This is a genomic window from Streptomyces sp. NPDC001532, from assembly GCF_040298625.1.
Taxonomy (GTDB): domain Bacteria; phylum Actinomycetota; class Actinomycetes; order Streptomycetales; family Streptomycetaceae; genus Streptomyces.
On sequence record NZ_JBEPAL010000001.1, the window covers coordinates 526972 to 541306 of the forward strand.

Sequence of the window (14335 nt, forward strand, 5' to 3'; positions counted from 1 at the left end):
ACGGATCAGTTGAGCGAAGGGTCGTCCGGATACGTCGCCACCATCGCCAGCTCGTTGCGCTGGCGGCGCAGCACCTCGCGCCACAGCCGCTCGGGGGCCGGGGACGAGACGTCCCCGGGTTCGGACTCGACGACGTACCAGGCGCCGTCGACCAGCTCGTCCTCCAGCTGGCCGGGTCCCCAGCCGGCGTACCCGGCGAAGATGCGCAGCGAGCCGAGGGCGGAGGCCAGCAGTTGTGGCGGTGCCTCCAGGTCGACCAGACCGATCGCCCCGTGCACCCGGCGCCAGCCCAGCGGCGCGGCCTCGCCGGACGCTCCGCCGGGGACGACGGCGACCCCGAGGGCCGAGTCCAGTGACACCGGGCCGCCCTGGAAAACTACGCCGGGCTCACCGGCCAGGTCCGCCCAGTCCTCCAGGATGTCGCCCACGCCCACCGGCGTCGGACGGTTGAGGACGACACCGAGGGAGCCCTCCTCGTCGTGGTCGAGAAGGAGCACCACCGCACGGTCGAAGTTCGGGTCCGCCAGGGCGGGCGTTGCCACGAGCAGCCGCCCCGTGAGCGAGGACACCTCGGTCATGCCAGACATGATCCCGCATCTTCCCCCGGCGTGGGGAGGCAATCCGGATGCCGGGGTGACCGCCGGCCGGGGCGCACCGGCGCACCCCGCGCGCACCGGCGCGACCGTGACCCCATGTGCCCGATAGGGAACGGTTCGTGTTGTGACACAGCTATGACGTGGCTGGGTGGCACTCGGGCTTACTGGAGGGGGGTGCACGGCGATTACTCTGTCTCTCCGGCCCTGCCCCCCATTCCAACGGAACGCGAGATTCATGACCGTCAACGACGATGTCCTGCTTGTCCACGGCGGAACCCCGCTGGAGGGCGAGATCCGTGTCCGCGGCGCGAAGAACCTCGTGCCCAAGGCCATGGTGGCCGCGCTGCTGGGCAGCGCTCCGAGCCGGCTGCGCAACGTGCCGGACATCCGCGACGTGCGGGTCGTCCGCGGGCTGCTCCAGCTGCACGGGGTGACGGTCCGTCCGGGCGAGGAGCCGGGCGAGCTGCTGCTCGACCCGACGCACGTCGAGAGCGCCAACGTGGCCGACATCGATGCCCACGCGGGTTCCAGCCGCATCCCGATCCTGTTCTGCGGCCCGCTGCTGCACCGTCTCGGCCACGCCTTCATCCCGGGCCTCGGCGGCTGCGACATCGGCGGCCGGCCCATCGACTTCCACTTCGACGTGCTGCGGCAGTTCGGCGCGACGATCGAGAAGCGGGCGGACGGCCAGTACCTGGAGGCCCCGCAGCGGCTGCGCGGCACCAAGATCCGGCTGCCGTACCCGTCCGTCGGCGCCACCGAGCAGGTGCTGCTGACGGCGGTCCTCGCGGAGGGTGTCACCGAGCTCTCGAACGCGGCCGTCGAGCCGGAGATCGAGGACCTGATCTGCGTCCTTCAGAAGATGGGCGCCATCATCGCGATGGACACCGACCGCACGATCCGCATCACCGGTGTGGACAAGCTGGGCGGCTACACCCACCGCGCGCTCCCGGACCGCCTGGAGGCCGCCTCCTGGGCGTCCGCCGCGCTGGCGACCGAGGGGAACATCTACGTCCGCGGCGCCCAGCAGCGCTCGATGATGACGTTCCTGAACACCTACCGCAAGGTGGGCGGCGCCTTCGAGATCGACGACGAGGGCATCCGCTTCTGGCACCCGGGCGGGCAGCTGAAGTCCATCGCCCTGGAGACGGACGTGCACCCCGGCTTCCAGACCGACTGGCAGCAGCCGCTGGTGGTCGCCCTGACCCAGGCCACGGGCCTGTCGATCATCCACGAGACGGTCTACGAGTCCCGCCTCGGCTTCACCTCCGCGCTGAACCAGATGGGCGCGCACATCCAGCTGTACCGCGAGTGCCTGGGCGGCTCGGACTGCCGCTTCGGCCAGCGCAACTTCCTGCACTCCGCGGTCGTCTCCGGCCCGACCCGGCTGCAGGGCGCCGACCTGGTCATCCCGGACCTGCGGGGCGGCTTCTCGTACCTCATCGCGGCGCTGGCGGCGCAGGGCACGTCGCGGGTGCACGGCATCGAGCTGATCAACCGGGGCTACGAGAACTTCATGGAGAAGCTCATGGAGCTCGGCGCCAAGGTCGAGCTGCCGGGCAAGCCGCTCGGCTGACCCTCCCGGTCACGCGTACGCCGATGGGGCGGTCACCCGGAGTCCGGGTGACCGCCCCATCGGCGTTTGTCGCGACGCCCCTGACGGGGCGCGGGGGGGCTTACTTGCCCTTCGCGGCTTCCTTGAGCTTGGAGCCCGCGGAGACCTTCACGCTGTAGCCGGCCGGGATCTGGATCGGCTCGCCGGTCTGCGGGTTGCGCGCGGTGCGAGCGGCACGGTGGGTGCGCTCGAAGGTCAGGAAGCCGGGGATGGTGACCTTCTCGTCGCCCTTGGAGACGATGTCGCCGACGACGTCGGCGAACGCGGCCAGGACGGCGTCGGCGTCCTTGCGGGTCACCTCGGCGCGGTCGGCCAGCGCGGCCACCAGCTCACTGCGGTTCATGTTGTTACTCCCGTGTTCTTCTTGCTGTTGGGGCGTGCCACGCGGCGGAGCCGCATATCGGGCACAGCGAAGCCGATGCTGCCAGGGCCCTCGGACGGGTCCCGGACCCGGGTCCGTCGTCAGACGCTCGCGCCCAGGGACGCATCCTGCCCCTACCTGCGGCGGGAAAGCCAATCCGGCACCCGTTGGAGTCGTGAGAACACCCTTGGGAGTCACACGATGAGCGCCACTGACCGGCCGTCCACCCGGAGGGCGGCCGACGGCCCGCTCACCCTAGAGGGCTGCCGGGGCCGTGCGGTTCCGCGACGCGCCGTGGTGACGGCGCATCGTGGCGATCCTCACAGCCGCGGCACAGCCCGGCCAGGGGGTCAGACGGTGGCGCCGGCCGCCTTCGCGGCCTCGCGCACCGCACCGGCGACGGCACCCGCGACCTTGTCGTTGAAGACGCTGGGCACGATGTAGTTCGGGTTGAGCTCGTCCTCGGTGACGACGTCCGCGAGGGCCTTCGCGGCCGCGAGCATCATCTCGGTGTTCACGGTGCGGGACTGGGCGTCCAGCAGACCGCGGAAGACGCCCGGGAAGACCAGCACGTTGTTGATCTGGTTCGGGAAGTCGGAGCGGCCGGTGGCCACAACTGCGGCCGTCTGGCGGGCGATTGCCGGGTCGACCTCGGGGTCGGGGTTCGCGAGCGCGAACACGATCGCGTCGTCGGCCATGGCGGCCACGTCGTCGCCGTCGAGGACGTTGGGGGCGGAGACGCCGATGAAGACGTCGGCGCCGCGCACCGCCTCCTTCAGGGTGCCGGTGATGCCCTCGGGGTTGGTGTTGTCGGCGATCCAGCGCAGCGCGGAGTCGGGGGCGGCGTCGACCAGGTCCTCGCGGCCGGCGTGCACCACGCCGTGGATGTCGGCGACGACGGCGTGCTTGACGCCGGCGGCGATCAGCAGCTTGAGGATGGCCGTACCGGCCGCGCCGGCGCCGGACATGACGACGCGGACGTCGCCGACTCCCTTGTTCACCACGCGCAGCGCGTTGGTGAGGGCGGCGAGCACGACGATCGCGGTGCCGTGCTGGTCGTCGTGGAAGACGGGGATGTCCAGGGCCTCGCGCAGCCGGGCCTCGATCTCGAAGCAGCGGGGCGCGGAGATGTCCTCCAGGTTGATGCCCGCGAAGCCGGGAGCGATCGCCTTGACGATCTCGACGATCGCGTCGGTGTCCTGGGTGTCCAGGCAGATCGGCCAGGCGTCGATGCCGGCGAACCGCTTGAACAGGGCCGCCTTGCCCTCCATCACGGGCAGCGCGGCCTTGGGGCCGATGTTGCCGAGGCCGAGCACGGCCGAGCCGTCCGTCACGACCGCAACGGAGTTGCGCTTGATGGTGAGGCGGCGGGCGTCCTCGGGGTTCTCGGCGATGGCCATGCAGACGCGGGCCACACCGGGCGTGTAGACCATGGAGAGGTCGTCACGGTTGCGGATGGGGTGCTTCGACGCCATCTCGATCTTGCCGCCGAGGTGCATCAGGAAGGTACGGTCCGAGACCTTGCCCAGCGTGACGCCCTCGATGCCGCGCAGCTGCTCCACGATCTGGTCGGCGTGCGCGGTCGACGTGGCCGCGATGGTGACGTCGATACGGAGCTTCTCGTGGCCGGACGCGGTGACGTCGAGGCCGGTCACCGAGCCTCCGGAGGACTCCACGGCGGTGGTGAGCTGCGAGACGGCGGTTCCGCTCGCGGGCACCTCCAGCCGGATGGTCATCGAGTAGGAGACGCTGGGCGCCGTTGCCATGCCGACTTCCTCTGCTTTCACCGTGTCGCGAAGTTGTGCCGTCCGATCGTCGCACCTACCACCGAGTACGTGGTAGCCGCCCTGGATTGCGAACGTTTTGTTCGCGCTCCGGCCACTTCGGGGCGACGCGGGGACCGCCTTTCGGAAAATCACTTCCACCATACGAGAAGTGTCCGGGCAAAGAAAGAGACCCACGTCACACGGAGTGACGTGGGTCTCCCTCACGTTCATGACACCGACCCGCCATGCTCGCCTCGCGGCAAGTGGTCGCTCGTAGCGACGAAGGTTGGGCCCGGGGGCTTGGATCGAGCCGGTGCCACACCCAGGCTAACAAACGATCCCGGACGACCATTCCTCTCCCGGAAAAAGATCCCCGCGGTCAGTCCCGCAGCAGGTCCGGAACCCCGGCCGCGTCCGGCTCGTCCCGCTCGCCGGAGACCACCGTCAGCTGCTGGGTCGCCCGGGTCAGGGCGACGTACAGCACCCGCAGTCCGGCCGGGCTCTCGTCGGCGATCTCGGCCGGGGAGACCACGACCGTCGCGTCGTACTCCAGGCCCTTCGCCTCCAGGCTGCCCAGGGCCACCACCCGTTCGCCGAGGCCGGCCAGCCAGCGCCGCGCCTCCTCGCGCCGGTTCATGGCCACGACGACGCCGACCGTGCCGTCGACCCGGTCGAGCAGCTGGGCGGCCTCCTCCCGGACGGTCGCGCCCAGCGACTCCCGGACCACCGCGAAGCGGGGCTGCACGCCCGTCGAGCGCACCGCCGACGGCGACTGCGACCCCGGCATCGCCAGCGCCAGCACCTTCGCGGCCAGCTCGGCGATCTCGGCCGGGTTGCGGTAGTTCACGGTGAGCTGGAAGCGGCGGCGCGGACGGCTGCCCAGGGCCTCGTCGCGGGCCTGGGCGGCCTCGTCGGGGTCGGACCAGGACGACTGGGCCGGGTCGCCGACGATCGTCCAGGTGGCGTGCCGGCCGCGACGGCCGATCATGCGCCACTGCATCGGGGTGAGGTCCTGGGCCTCGTCGACGATGACGTGGGCGTACTCGACGCGCTCCTGGGCCAGCCGTTCGGCGCGCTCGCGCTGCGTCTCCTCGCGCACCGGCATCAGCTCCTCCAGGCCGGTGAGCTGGTCCAGCGGGTCCAGCTCGCGCTTGGGGCGCGGCCGGGCCGGGGCACCCAGGATCGCCTGGAGCTCGTCGAGCATCGCGATGTCGTGCACGGAGTGCCCGTCCCGCTTCAGCGAGCGGGAGACCTTGCGCACCTCGCCGGGGTTGAGCACCCGCCGGGCCCAGCGGCCCAGCCGCTTCTCGTCGGCCATGGCCCGCAGCACGCTGTGCGGGGTCAGCTCCGGCCACCAGGCGTTCAGGAACGCGATGAACGGGTCCTCCGAGGTCACGTCCTCGTCGAAGGAGGAGCGCAGCTCGGCGGCGAGCTCGGGGTCGCTGTGCCGGGTCGCGCCGCCGGACTTCTCCCACAGGGCGTCCAGCAGCAGCTTGCGGGCGCGCGGACGCAGCAGGTTCACCGGGGCGGTGCCGCCGAGCGCGATGTGCCGGATCCGCTCCAGCTCCTCGGCCTCCAGCTCCAGCCGGCGGCCGAAGGCGACCACCCGCAGCAGCCGAGGCGAATCGTTCAGCTCCAGCGCTCCGCGCGCGGCCTTCCGCAGCACCTTGAGCATCCGGTACGAGCCCTTGGCGCGGGCCACGGCCGGGGAGTCGTACAGCGTGGCCTCGGCGCCGTCGACCAGCGAGCCGATCGCACGGATGGCGACCTGGCCCTCCTCGCCGAGCGAGGGCAGCACTCCCTCGGTGTACGCCACCAGCAGCGGGGTCGGCGAGACGATCAGGATGCCGCCCGCGTACCGGCGCCGGTCCTGGTAGAGCAGATAGGCCGCGCGGTGCAGCGCGACGGCGGTCTTCCCGGTGCCCGGGCCGCCCTCCACGTAGGTCACCGAGGCGGCGGGGGCGCGGATCACCAGGTCCTGCTCGGCCTGGATGGAGGCGACGATGTCCCGCATGGTGTGGCTGCGGGCCCGGCCGAGGGCGGCCATCAGGGCGCCGTCGCCGATCACGGACAGCTCGCGGCCGTCGAGGAAGGCCTTGAGCCGCGGACGCATCAGGTCGTCCTCGACGCCGAGGACCCGGCGGCCCTTGGAGCGGATCACCCGGCGGCGCACCACCCGGCCCGGGTCCACCGGCGTGGAGCGGTAGAACGGGGCGGCGGCGGGCGCCCGCCAGTCGATGACCAGCGGGGCGTAGTCCTGGTCGAGGACGCCGATACGGCCGATGTGCAGGGTCTCGGCGATGTCGGCGGTGCCGTCCTCGCGGACCGCCCCTTCCGCCGGCTCCACGGCGGTGTACGCGCCGTCGGGGCCCTTCTTGCCGTCCTTGCCGAGCAGCAGGTCGATCCGGCCGAAGAGGAAGTCCTCGAACTCGTTGTTCAGTCGGTTGAGATGGACACCCGCGCGGAAGACCTGGGCGTCCCGCTCGGCGAGCGCGCCGGGCGTGCCGACCTGGCCGCGCTGGGCCGCGTCGCGCATGAGGAACTCCGCCTCGTGGATCTTCTCCTCGAGGCGGCGGTACACCTTGTCCAGGTGTACCTGTTCGACGTCGATCTCACGATCGCGGACGGAGTCGTGACCGGTGTCGTGAACCGGGTCGACCGCGGAATCCTGCTGAGCCTGTGCGGCCACCGGGCCCCCTTCTGACGTGCTGGGCAGCCGTCCACCGTACGCGAAGGGGACCCGGGAAGGCTACGCGTCCACCTCCACCAGACGCTTGCCGTCGAAGGTCATGACCTCGAAGTGGTCGATCTCGTCCGGGGTGAACGCGGCGCCGCCGTGGACGTACAGCGGCTGCTTGGCCTGTTCGGTGGTGGCGCCCGGAATGCCGTAGCCCCAGTCCGGGACGGACCAGGAGGTGACCGTCTCGCGTTCGCCGTTGGTGCCGACGGCGATCAGGGAGCACTTCTGCGGGCCCTTGACGTTCTTCAGCTCCAGCACGGCGTGGGTGCCCCAGGCCTTCTTCTCCAGCGCCACGGTCGCGCTGACCTGGGTGCCGGGGTCGGTGGCGGAGACCTTGTCGTCGATGCCGTCGAAGGACGTCTTGGCGGGGCTGGTGGCGTGCGCGGAGACCTTCGGGCCGCCGTCGTCGCCGCCGCTGCTGGTCGCCACGGCGACGAACGGTCCGCCGACGATCAGCGCGGCCGCGGCCGCCACCATGTAGAAACCGCGCCGGCGCTTCTGCGCGCGGCGCTCGGCGACCTCGTCGACCAGCCGCTCCGCCAGCCGCGGACTGGGCCGGGCGGACAGCGACTCGCCGATCGCGGGCGTCCCGGCACCGGGCAGGTCGGCGAGCGCGGCCAGCATCGGCTCCATCCCGGCCAGCTCGTCCAGCTGCTCGGCGCACCACTCGCAGCCGGCGAGATGGGCTTCGAAAGCGGTTGCTTCGGCGTCGTCGAGAATCCCGAGGGCGTAGGCGCCGACGGTCTCGTGTTCGTTCGGGCCCGTGGGTCCCTCTGGCCCCTGAGATCCCTGCATGGGGCCAGACATACCCGGACCCCCCGCGCCGTATCCCCCGTACCCACTCATCACGCCGTCACCCCCCGCTCCTCCAGTGCCAGCTTCATCGACCGCAGGGCGTAGAACACCCGGGAGCGCACCGTGCCACTCGGTATCCCCAGTGTTGCCGCCGCCTCATTGACGGTACGCCCCTTGAAGTACGTCTCGACGAGCACCTCCCGGTGGGCCGGGGTCAGGTCGTCGAGCGCGTCCGACAGCGTCATCAGCCACAGCGCCTTGTCGATCTCGTCCTCCGCGGGGATGACCTCCAGCGGCGACGGGTCGACCTCCTGCGGCCGGGCCTGCCGGCTGCGGTGGCCGTCGATGACGATGCGCCGGGCGACCGTCACCAGCCAGGGGCGTACCGAACCGGTCGCTCGGTTGAGCTGACCGGCGTTCTTCCAGGCACGGATGAGCGTTTCCTGCACCACGTCCTCGGCGCGCTGCCGGTCTCCGGCGACCAGGCGCAGCACATAGGCGAGCAGGGGTCCGGCGTGCTCGCGGTACAGCGCGCGCATCAACTCCTCGTCCGGTTCCGAGGGCTGTGCGGACATGCGATGTCGGGCCCTCGTTCCACGTTCCTTGGCCACGACGGAATCCTTGCGCACGCCCACCTCCGATGTCCGGGGGTTCCCCCAGCCGGTCGCTCAGGGACGGGTACGCACGCGGGGCGCCGGGTGTTCAAAGACGGGAGACAGATTTCTGCGAAGTGGCGTCACGAGGCGGACATGAAGTCACATACCCCCCGCAGCGCCTTCACATTTTCCCCACCGGTGCCGAGGGCGGTCCAACGGCGGTGTAACCGACATCACTTCGGGAGCGGGGCTCCGGTGAGGGCCGCCCGGCGCCGGTGCCGCGCCACCCGCTCCCGGTTTCCGCACACCTCGCTGGAGCACCAGCGCCTGCGCCGTCCGCGGGAGTTGTCGAGGTACACGATCGGACAGTCGACGCCCGCGCACTGCCGCAGGCCCGCCCGCGCCACCGGGTCGGTGAGCAGGTCCACCACGTCCCGGGCCACCGCGGCGAGCAGCGCGGGGCAGTCCGGCGGCCGGTCCAGCCGCCGCAGGAGCGTGCCGTCCTCGACCCGCACCGCGCACGGCACCGGGGGCGCTGCGCGGGCGAACTCGTTGACGCGGGCGAGCGCGCGGTCGTACGCCGCGCCGGGCGCGGCGGGCCGCAGCGCGCCGCGCACCAAGGCGTCCGTGCAGGCGCGCAGTTCGCGGAAGCCGAACAGCCAGGAGGGATCGGCGTGGCCGAGCGGAGTGCCCGGCGGCACCAGTCCGGAGCCCGTGATCCAGGCGCACAACACCTCGACGCGGTCGAGCCGTTCGCCCGGGTGCGTGGTCGCCAGCAGGTCCAGACCGTGCCGTCCGGCGTCGAACCGCAGCTCGCGGGCGTCCGTGGCCGTACCCAGTGCCATGCGCCTGTCACCGCCTAGGGGTCACCTGGGTGAGGTGGGAGTCCGGGTGAGGAGTTCCCTCCTACAGTGCCCGCCCGGCCTCCCGGCCGGAACCCCTGGAAGCGGTCGCCTCGAGCGGACCTGCCGATCGGTCAGGCGTCGGCGTACTTGGCGTCCGCCGCCGGGTCCAGCGCGAGCCGGTAGCCGCGTTTGACGACGGTCTGGATCAGCTTCGGCGCCCCGAGGGCCGTCCGCAGCCGGGCCATCGCCGTCTCCACGGCGTGCTCGTCGCGCCCCGCGCCCGGCAGCGCCCGCAGCAGTTCGGCGCGGGCCACCACCCAGCCCGGCCGCCGCGACAGCGCCCGCAGCAGGGACATCCCGGCGGGCGGCACCGGCCGCAGCGCGCCGTCGACCAGCACCGCGTGCCCGCGGATCTCCACCCGGTGCCCGGCGATCGGCAACGACCGTGCCCGTCCCGGCAGTTCCTGGCAGAGCAGCTGGACGAGCGGGCCGAGCCGGAAGCGTTCGGGCTGCACGGTGTCGATCCCGTGCGCCTGGAGGGGCAGCGCGGTGACCGGTCCGACACAGGCCGGCACGACGTCGTGGCTGAGGGCGGCGAGGAGTTCGGGCAGCAGCCCGCGCTCCTCCGCGCGGTTCAGCAGGGACTGGGCGGCCGGCGCGCTGGTGAAGGTGACCGCGTCCACGCCCCGGGAGACGGCCGCGTCCAGCAGCCGGTCGACGGGTGACAGGTCCTCCGGCGGCATCCACCGGTACACCGGCACCCCCACCACCTCGGCCCCGCCGGCGCGCAGCGACTCCACGAACCCGGGCAGCGGCTCACCGTGCAGCTGTACGGCGATCCGGCGGCCCTCGACGCCCTCCTCCAGGAGCCGGTCCAGCACCTCGGCCATGGACTCCGAGGACGGCGACCACTCCTCGGTCAGCCCGGCGGCCCGGATCGCGCCCTTCACCTTCGGCCCGCGGGCCAGCAGCTCCACACCGCGCAGCCGCTCCAGCAGCGGCTCGCCGAGCCCCCAGCCGTCGGCGGCCTCTATCCAGCCGCGGAAGCCGATGGCGGTGGTGGCCACCACCACGTCCGGCACCCGGTCGAGCAGTTCCTTGGTCGCCGCCAGCAGTTCGCTGTCGTCGGCGAGCGGCACGATCCGCAGGGCCGGGGCGTGCAGGACCGCGGCTCCGCGCCGCTGGAGCAGGGCGCCGAGTTCATCGGCCCGGCGGGCGGCCGTCACACCCACGGTGAAACCGGCCAGCGGCCCGTGCTGCGCCTGCTGCTCGGTCCCGTTGTCCGGTCGCTGCTGTTCCTCGTACATAACTCTCGTCCCGGGCTGGAGTCGTTGCACCTACATGCCGACCGAGCCTGTCAACGCCGCGTGACAGGCTCGGTTCCGCTTCATGTCGTCGGTGTTACGTCACACCTCGGCGTAGCTGAGCTGCTGCTTCGTCTCCGTGGTCGACTCGGCGGCCGGGGCCTGCGCGGCCGGGCGGCGCCGAAGGTATACGGCCCAGGTGACCAGGAAGCACAGGGCGTACCAGACCAGGAAGGCGACGAAGGCGCCGGTACCGGAGCCGTAGGACATGAACGACTGCCGGAAGGCCATGTTGATCCCGACACCGCCGAGCGCGCCGACCGCGCCGATCAGGCCCATCGAGGCGCCGGACAGCCGCCGCCCGTAGGCCGCCGCCTCCTCGCCCACGAGGCCCTTGGCGAGCGCCTTGTTGTGGAAGATGCCGGGGATCATCTTGAACGTCGAGCCGTTGCCGAGCCCGCTGAGCACGAACAGCACCACGAAGACCGACGCGAACAGCGCCAGCGACTTCTGCATGCTCGCGTAGACCAGGACGGCGGTCGCGACGCCCATGCCGACGTAGTTGTAGAGGCTGATGCGCGCCCCGCCGTAGCGGTCGGCGAGCCAGCCGCCCAGCGGCCGGATCAGCGAACCCAGCAGCGGGCCGATGAAGGTCAGGTAGGCGGCCTGGAGCGGGGTGCGGCCGAACTGGTTGGTGAGCACCTGGCCGAAGGCGAAGCTGTAGCCGATGAAGGAGCCGAACGTGCCGATGTAGAGGAACGACATGATCCAGGTGTGCGGGTCCCGCGCGGCGTCCTTGGCGGCGCCGGTGTCGTTCTTGACGTTCTCCAGGTTGTCCATGAAGAGCGCGGCGAGGACGGCGGCGACGAGGATCAGCGGGATGTAGATCCCGAGCAGCACCCGCGGGCCGCCGCTGGCACCGATGATCGCGAGGGCCACGAGCTGGATGACCGGCACGCCGATGTTGCCGCCGCCGGCGTTCAGGCCGAGCGCCCAGCCCTTCTTCCGCAGCGGGAAGAAGGCGTTGATGTTGGTCATGGAGGAGGCGAAGTTGCCGCCGCCGACGCCGGCGAGGCAGCCGACCAGGAGGAAGGTGGAGAAGGAGGTCCCCGGCTCCATCACGGTGAACGCGGCGACGGTCGGGATCAGCAGCATGGCCGCCGAGACGACCGTCCAGTTCCGCCCGCCGAAGATCGCGACAGCGAAGGTGTACGGCACCCGCACCGCGGCGCCGACCAGGGTCACCACCGAGGTCAGCAGGAACTTGTCGGCCGGTGTGAGCCCGTACTCCGGCCCCATGAACAGGACCAGCACCGACCACATGGTCCACACCGAGAACCCGATGTGCTCGGAGAGCACGGAGAAGAACAGGTTCCGCCGCGCGACCTTCTCTCCGGTCTCCTTCCAGAAGACCTCGTCCTCCGGGTCCCACTGCTGGATCCAGCGGCCGCCCCTGCCGGGGGACGGGGGTGCGGGGGCTGTACTAGGGGCTGTCATGACGCCTCCACGGTGCTCCGGGCTCGGGTTCCAATCGGCTACGAGTGGCTGATCCCGAAGGTAGGGAGGGCGCGTTTCCGGACTGTGGCTGTGGGTGACCGGAAAGGAACTTTGCTCTCACCCTGGGTGGAAGCCGGATGAGAGGTCGCTCCCCGCGTCAGCGACCCGGCGGCTGCCAGTGGGGGTTCTGCTGCGGGTGGGGCGGCTGGGGCGGGTACGGCTGCTGGGGCTGCTGGTACGGCCGGTACGGCTGCTGCGAGGGCTGCGCCTGCGGCCGGTACGGCTGCTGCGAGGGCTGCGCCTGCGGCGGGTACGGCTGCTGCGAGGACTGCGCCTGCGGCGGGTACGGCTGCTGCTGAGGCGTGGCCTGCGCCGGGTACGGCTGCTGCTGAGGCGTGGCCTGCGGCGGGTACGGCTGCTGCGGGTACGGCTGCTGCTGGGGATGGGAGGGGGCGTACGGCTGCTGCTGGGGATGGGACGGCGGGGCGGCGGCGTAGGGCTGCTGCTGCGGGAAAGCGGGCTGATAGGGCTGGTACGGCTGCTGCTGTTGCTGCCCGAAAGGATTCCCGTGCCCCGGCAGCTGCCCGCCCGGCGGCAGATAGCGCACCCGCCCGCTCTCGTCGGCGACCGGCGCGAATCCGGCGGCCTGGAGCCGCGCCGCGAACTTGGCGTTGCGCCGCCGGGTGACGACGAAGCCGACGGCGAGGATGCCCATGAGGAACACCCACAGGAGACCGGACCACACCAGCGCGTCACCACCGCCGGCCTGCACGAAGGCGACCCCGCAGCCCACGGTGACACCGACCGCGCCGAACGCCATCCGCTTCTCGGCACTCTTCCCGGTGAGGTCGAAGTTGATCCGGGCCTTCAGCAGTTCCAGCGCGTCCGGCACGAACGGCGGCAGGGAGACCCCGTCCCCGGCGTTCGGGTACTGCGCCCAGTTCTGCGCGGCCCGGGTCCGGGCGTGCGGGGACGGGTCCGGCACGATCAGCATGACCAGCGAACTGTTGTTGGCGCCGCCCTGCCGCACGTCGGCGTACTCGTAGCCGAACTGCTGGGCCACGAAGGCCAGCTTGGCGAGCTTCTTCACCGACGCCATGGCACTGGTGAGCTGAACGGGCTCACCACTGCCCATCAGCCGCAGCATCTTCTGTATCTGCCGCTTGCTCACCCGAACCCACTCCCCGCGTCGTTCACCTGGGCAACGCGGGGCAGTGTTCCACATGAGCCTGTCAGGACGGGGCGGCGTGTTCCTGCCGCAGGTGGTCGTCGACGGCCCGGAGCAGCTGACGCGGCGCGTCCGGTGACACCCAGCCGATGACCGAGGCCAGGGTCCGCGCCGAGGCAGGGCGCGCGGAGACGGCGCCGGTGTGGGTGATCACCGGCGGTCAGGGCGCGATGGGCAGCTGACGCTTGTGCTCGGTGAGGTGGTAGCGGGCGACGATGGCCTCGAAGGCGGGCTCGGCGACCGGCTTGCCCTCCAGGAAGTCGTCGATGTCGTCGTAGGTGACACCGAGCGCGTCCTCGTCGGGCTTGCCCGGGTCGAGGGTCTCCAGGTCGGCCGTCGGGACCTTCCACACCAGCGAGTCCGGCGCGCCCAGCTCCGCCGCCACCGCGCGCACCCGGCGCTTGGTCAGGCCGGTGAGCGGGACGACGTCGGCGGCGCCGTCGCCGAACTTGGTGAAGAAGCCGGAGACCGCCTCGGCCGCGTGGTCGGTGCCGACGACCAGGCCGCCGTGCGCGCCCGCGACCGCGTACTGGGCGATCATGCGCTGACGCGCCTTGATGTTGCCGAGCACGAAGTCCTGGTGGCTCTCGTCGCGGAACACGGTGTCACCGGCCACCACCGCCGCGAGCGCGGCGTCGCTGGCGGGCTTCACATCGACGGTCAGGACGCGGTCGGGCCGGATGAACTCCAGCGCGCGCTGCGCGTCCGCCTCGTCCGCCTGGACGCCGTACGGCAGCCGCATCGCGAAGAAGGTGGCCTCGCCGCCGCCCTGGCGGACCCGCTCCACCGCCAGCTGGCACAGCCGGCCGGCCGTCGAGGAGTCCACGCCGCCGCTGATGCCGAGCACCAGCGAGCGCAGCCCCGACGAGGTGAGCCGCTCGGCCAGGAACGCCACCCGGCGCTCGATCTCCTGCGCCGCGTCGAATGACTCGCTCACCTGGAGCTCGCGGGCGATCTCCTGCTGCACGGACGTGGACGACGGGTCGGTCACG

The 14335-nt window shown here is 71.7% G+C and carries 13 protein-coding genes; 1 reads left to right on the forward strand and 12 read right to left on the reverse strand.

Features of this window, described 5'->3' with window-relative positions:
* Positions 1 to 5: 5 nt before the first annotated feature.
* On the reverse strand, positions 6 to 578 hold the full coding sequence (locus tag ABT232_RS02410) for a YqgE/AlgH family protein (RefSeq protein ID WP_351834645.1): 573 nt from the start codon (positions 576 to 578) through the stop codon (positions 6 to 8).
* Between the two features lie 253 nt (positions 579 to 831).
* On the opposite strand from ABT232_RS02410, the gene murA reads away from it, so the two are divergent.
* The gene (gene murA / locus ABT232_RS02415) at positions 832 to 2172 is read left to right on the forward strand and encodes a UDP-N-acetylglucosamine 1-carboxyvinyltransferase (protein ID WP_351834648.1); all 1341 of its coding nucleotides are present in this window, start codon (positions 832 to 834) and stop codon (positions 2170 to 2172) included.
* Between the two features lie 100 nt (positions 2173 to 2272).
* Here the strand turns inward: murA and ABT232_RS02420 are convergent, their stop codons facing one another.
* The 11 genes from ABT232_RS02420 to nadE form a co-directional block, all read right to left on the reverse strand.
* Positions 2273 to 2554, reverse strand: coding sequence for an HU family DNA-binding protein (locus ABT232_RS02420; protein ID WP_003990598.1), 282 nt, complete (start codon positions 2552 to 2554; stop codon positions 2273 to 2275).
* Positions 2555 to 2922: 368 nt separating this feature from the next.
* Positions 2923 to 4338, reverse strand: coding sequence for an NAD-dependent malic enzyme (locus ABT232_RS02425; RefSeq protein WP_351834651.1), 1416 nt, complete (start codon positions 4336 to 4338; stop codon positions 2923 to 2925).
* A 379-nt stretch (positions 4339 to 4717) separates the two neighbouring features.
* The gene (locus ABT232_RS02430) at positions 4718 to 7027 is read right to left on the reverse strand and encodes a HelD family protein (RefSeq protein WP_351834654.1); all 2310 of its coding nucleotides are present in this window, start codon (positions 7025 to 7027) and stop codon (positions 4718 to 4720) included.
* 60 nt (positions 7028 to 7087) lie between these two features.
* A complete protein-coding gene (locus ABT232_RS02435; protein ID WP_351834657.1) occupies positions 7088 to 7873 on the reverse strand; it encodes an anti-sigma factor family protein in 786 nt (261 codons plus the stop codon).
* A 50-nt stretch (positions 7874 to 7923) separates the two neighbouring features.
* Positions 7924 to 8508, reverse strand: coding sequence for a sigma-70 family RNA polymerase sigma factor (locus tag ABT232_RS02440; RefSeq protein WP_351834660.1), 585 nt, complete (start codon positions 8506 to 8508; stop codon positions 7924 to 7926).
* A gap of 194 nt (positions 8509 to 8702) precedes the next feature.
* Entirely contained in the window at positions 8703 to 9314 is a 612-nt protein-coding gene (locus ABT232_RS02445; RefSeq protein ID WP_351834663.1) for a CGNR zinc finger domain-containing protein, read from the reverse strand.
* A 131-nt stretch (positions 9315 to 9445) separates the two neighbouring features.
* Positions 9446 to 10621 carry a uroporphyrinogen-III synthase gene (locus ABT232_RS02450; RefSeq protein ID WP_351834664.1) on the reverse strand — a complete coding sequence of 392 codons (1176 nt, stop codon included), beginning with the start codon at positions 10619 to 10621 and terminating at the stop codon, positions 9446 to 9448.
* A gap of 99 nt (positions 10622 to 10720) precedes the next feature.
* Positions 10721 to 12115: a nitrate/nitrite transporter gene (locus ABT232_RS02455; RefSeq protein ID WP_351834667.1), complete on the reverse strand. Its 1395-nt coding sequence runs from the start codon at positions 12113 to 12115 to the stop codon at positions 10721 to 10723.
* A gap of 157 nt (positions 12116 to 12272) precedes the next feature.
* Complete coding sequence (locus tag ABT232_RS02460; protein ID WP_351834670.1) at positions 12273 to 13286, reverse strand: hypothetical protein; 1014 nt, start codon at positions 13284 to 13286, stop codon at positions 12273 to 12275.
* Positions 13287 to 13347: 61 nt separating this feature from the next.
* On the reverse strand, positions 13348 to 13497 hold the full coding sequence (locus ABT232_RS02465; protein WP_351834673.1) for a hypothetical protein: 150 nt from the start codon (positions 13495 to 13497) through the stop codon (positions 13348 to 13350).
* A 6-nt stretch (positions 13498 to 13503) separates the two neighbouring features.
* Positions 13504 to 14334, reverse strand: a complete 831-nt coding sequence (nadE, locus tag ABT232_RS02470; protein WP_351834676.1) for an NAD(+) synthase — start codon at positions 14332 to 14334, stop codon at positions 13504 to 13506.
* Between the last annotated feature and the right edge of the window lies 1 nt (position 14335).

Bases quoted from the DNA above. Each gene is read 5' to 3' on its own strand.
- ABT232_RS02410 (WP_351834645.1), bottom strand. From the start codon at position 578: ATGACCGAGGTGTCCTCGCTCACGGGGCGGCTGCTCGTGGCAACGCCC.
- murA (WP_351834648.1), top strand. From the start codon at position 832: ATGACCGTCAACGACGATGTCCTGCTTGTCCACGGCGGAACCCCGCTG.
- ABT232_RS02420 (WP_003990598.1), bottom strand. From the start codon at position 2,554: ATGAACCGCAGTGAGCTGGTGGCCGCGCTGGCCGACCGCGCCGAGGTG.
- ABT232_RS02425 (WP_351834651.1), bottom strand. From the start codon at position 4,338: ATGGCAACGGCGCCCAGCGTCTCCTACTCGATGACCATCCGGCTGGAG.
- ABT232_RS02435 (WP_351834657.1), bottom strand. From the start codon at position 7,873: ATGCAGGGATCTCAGGGGCCAGAGGGACCCACGGGCCCGAACGAACAC.
- ABT232_RS02445 (WP_351834663.1), bottom strand. From the start codon at position 9,314: ATGGCACTGGGTACGGCCACGGACGCCCGCGAGCTGCGGTTCGACGCC.
- ABT232_RS02450 (WP_351834664.1), bottom strand. From the start codon at position 10,621: ATGTACGAGGAACAGCAGCGACCGGACAACGGGACCGAGCAGCAGGCG.
- ABT232_RS02455 (WP_351834667.1), bottom strand. From the start codon at position 12,115: ATGACAGCCCCTAGTACAGCCCCCGCACCCCCGTCCCCCGGCAGGGGC.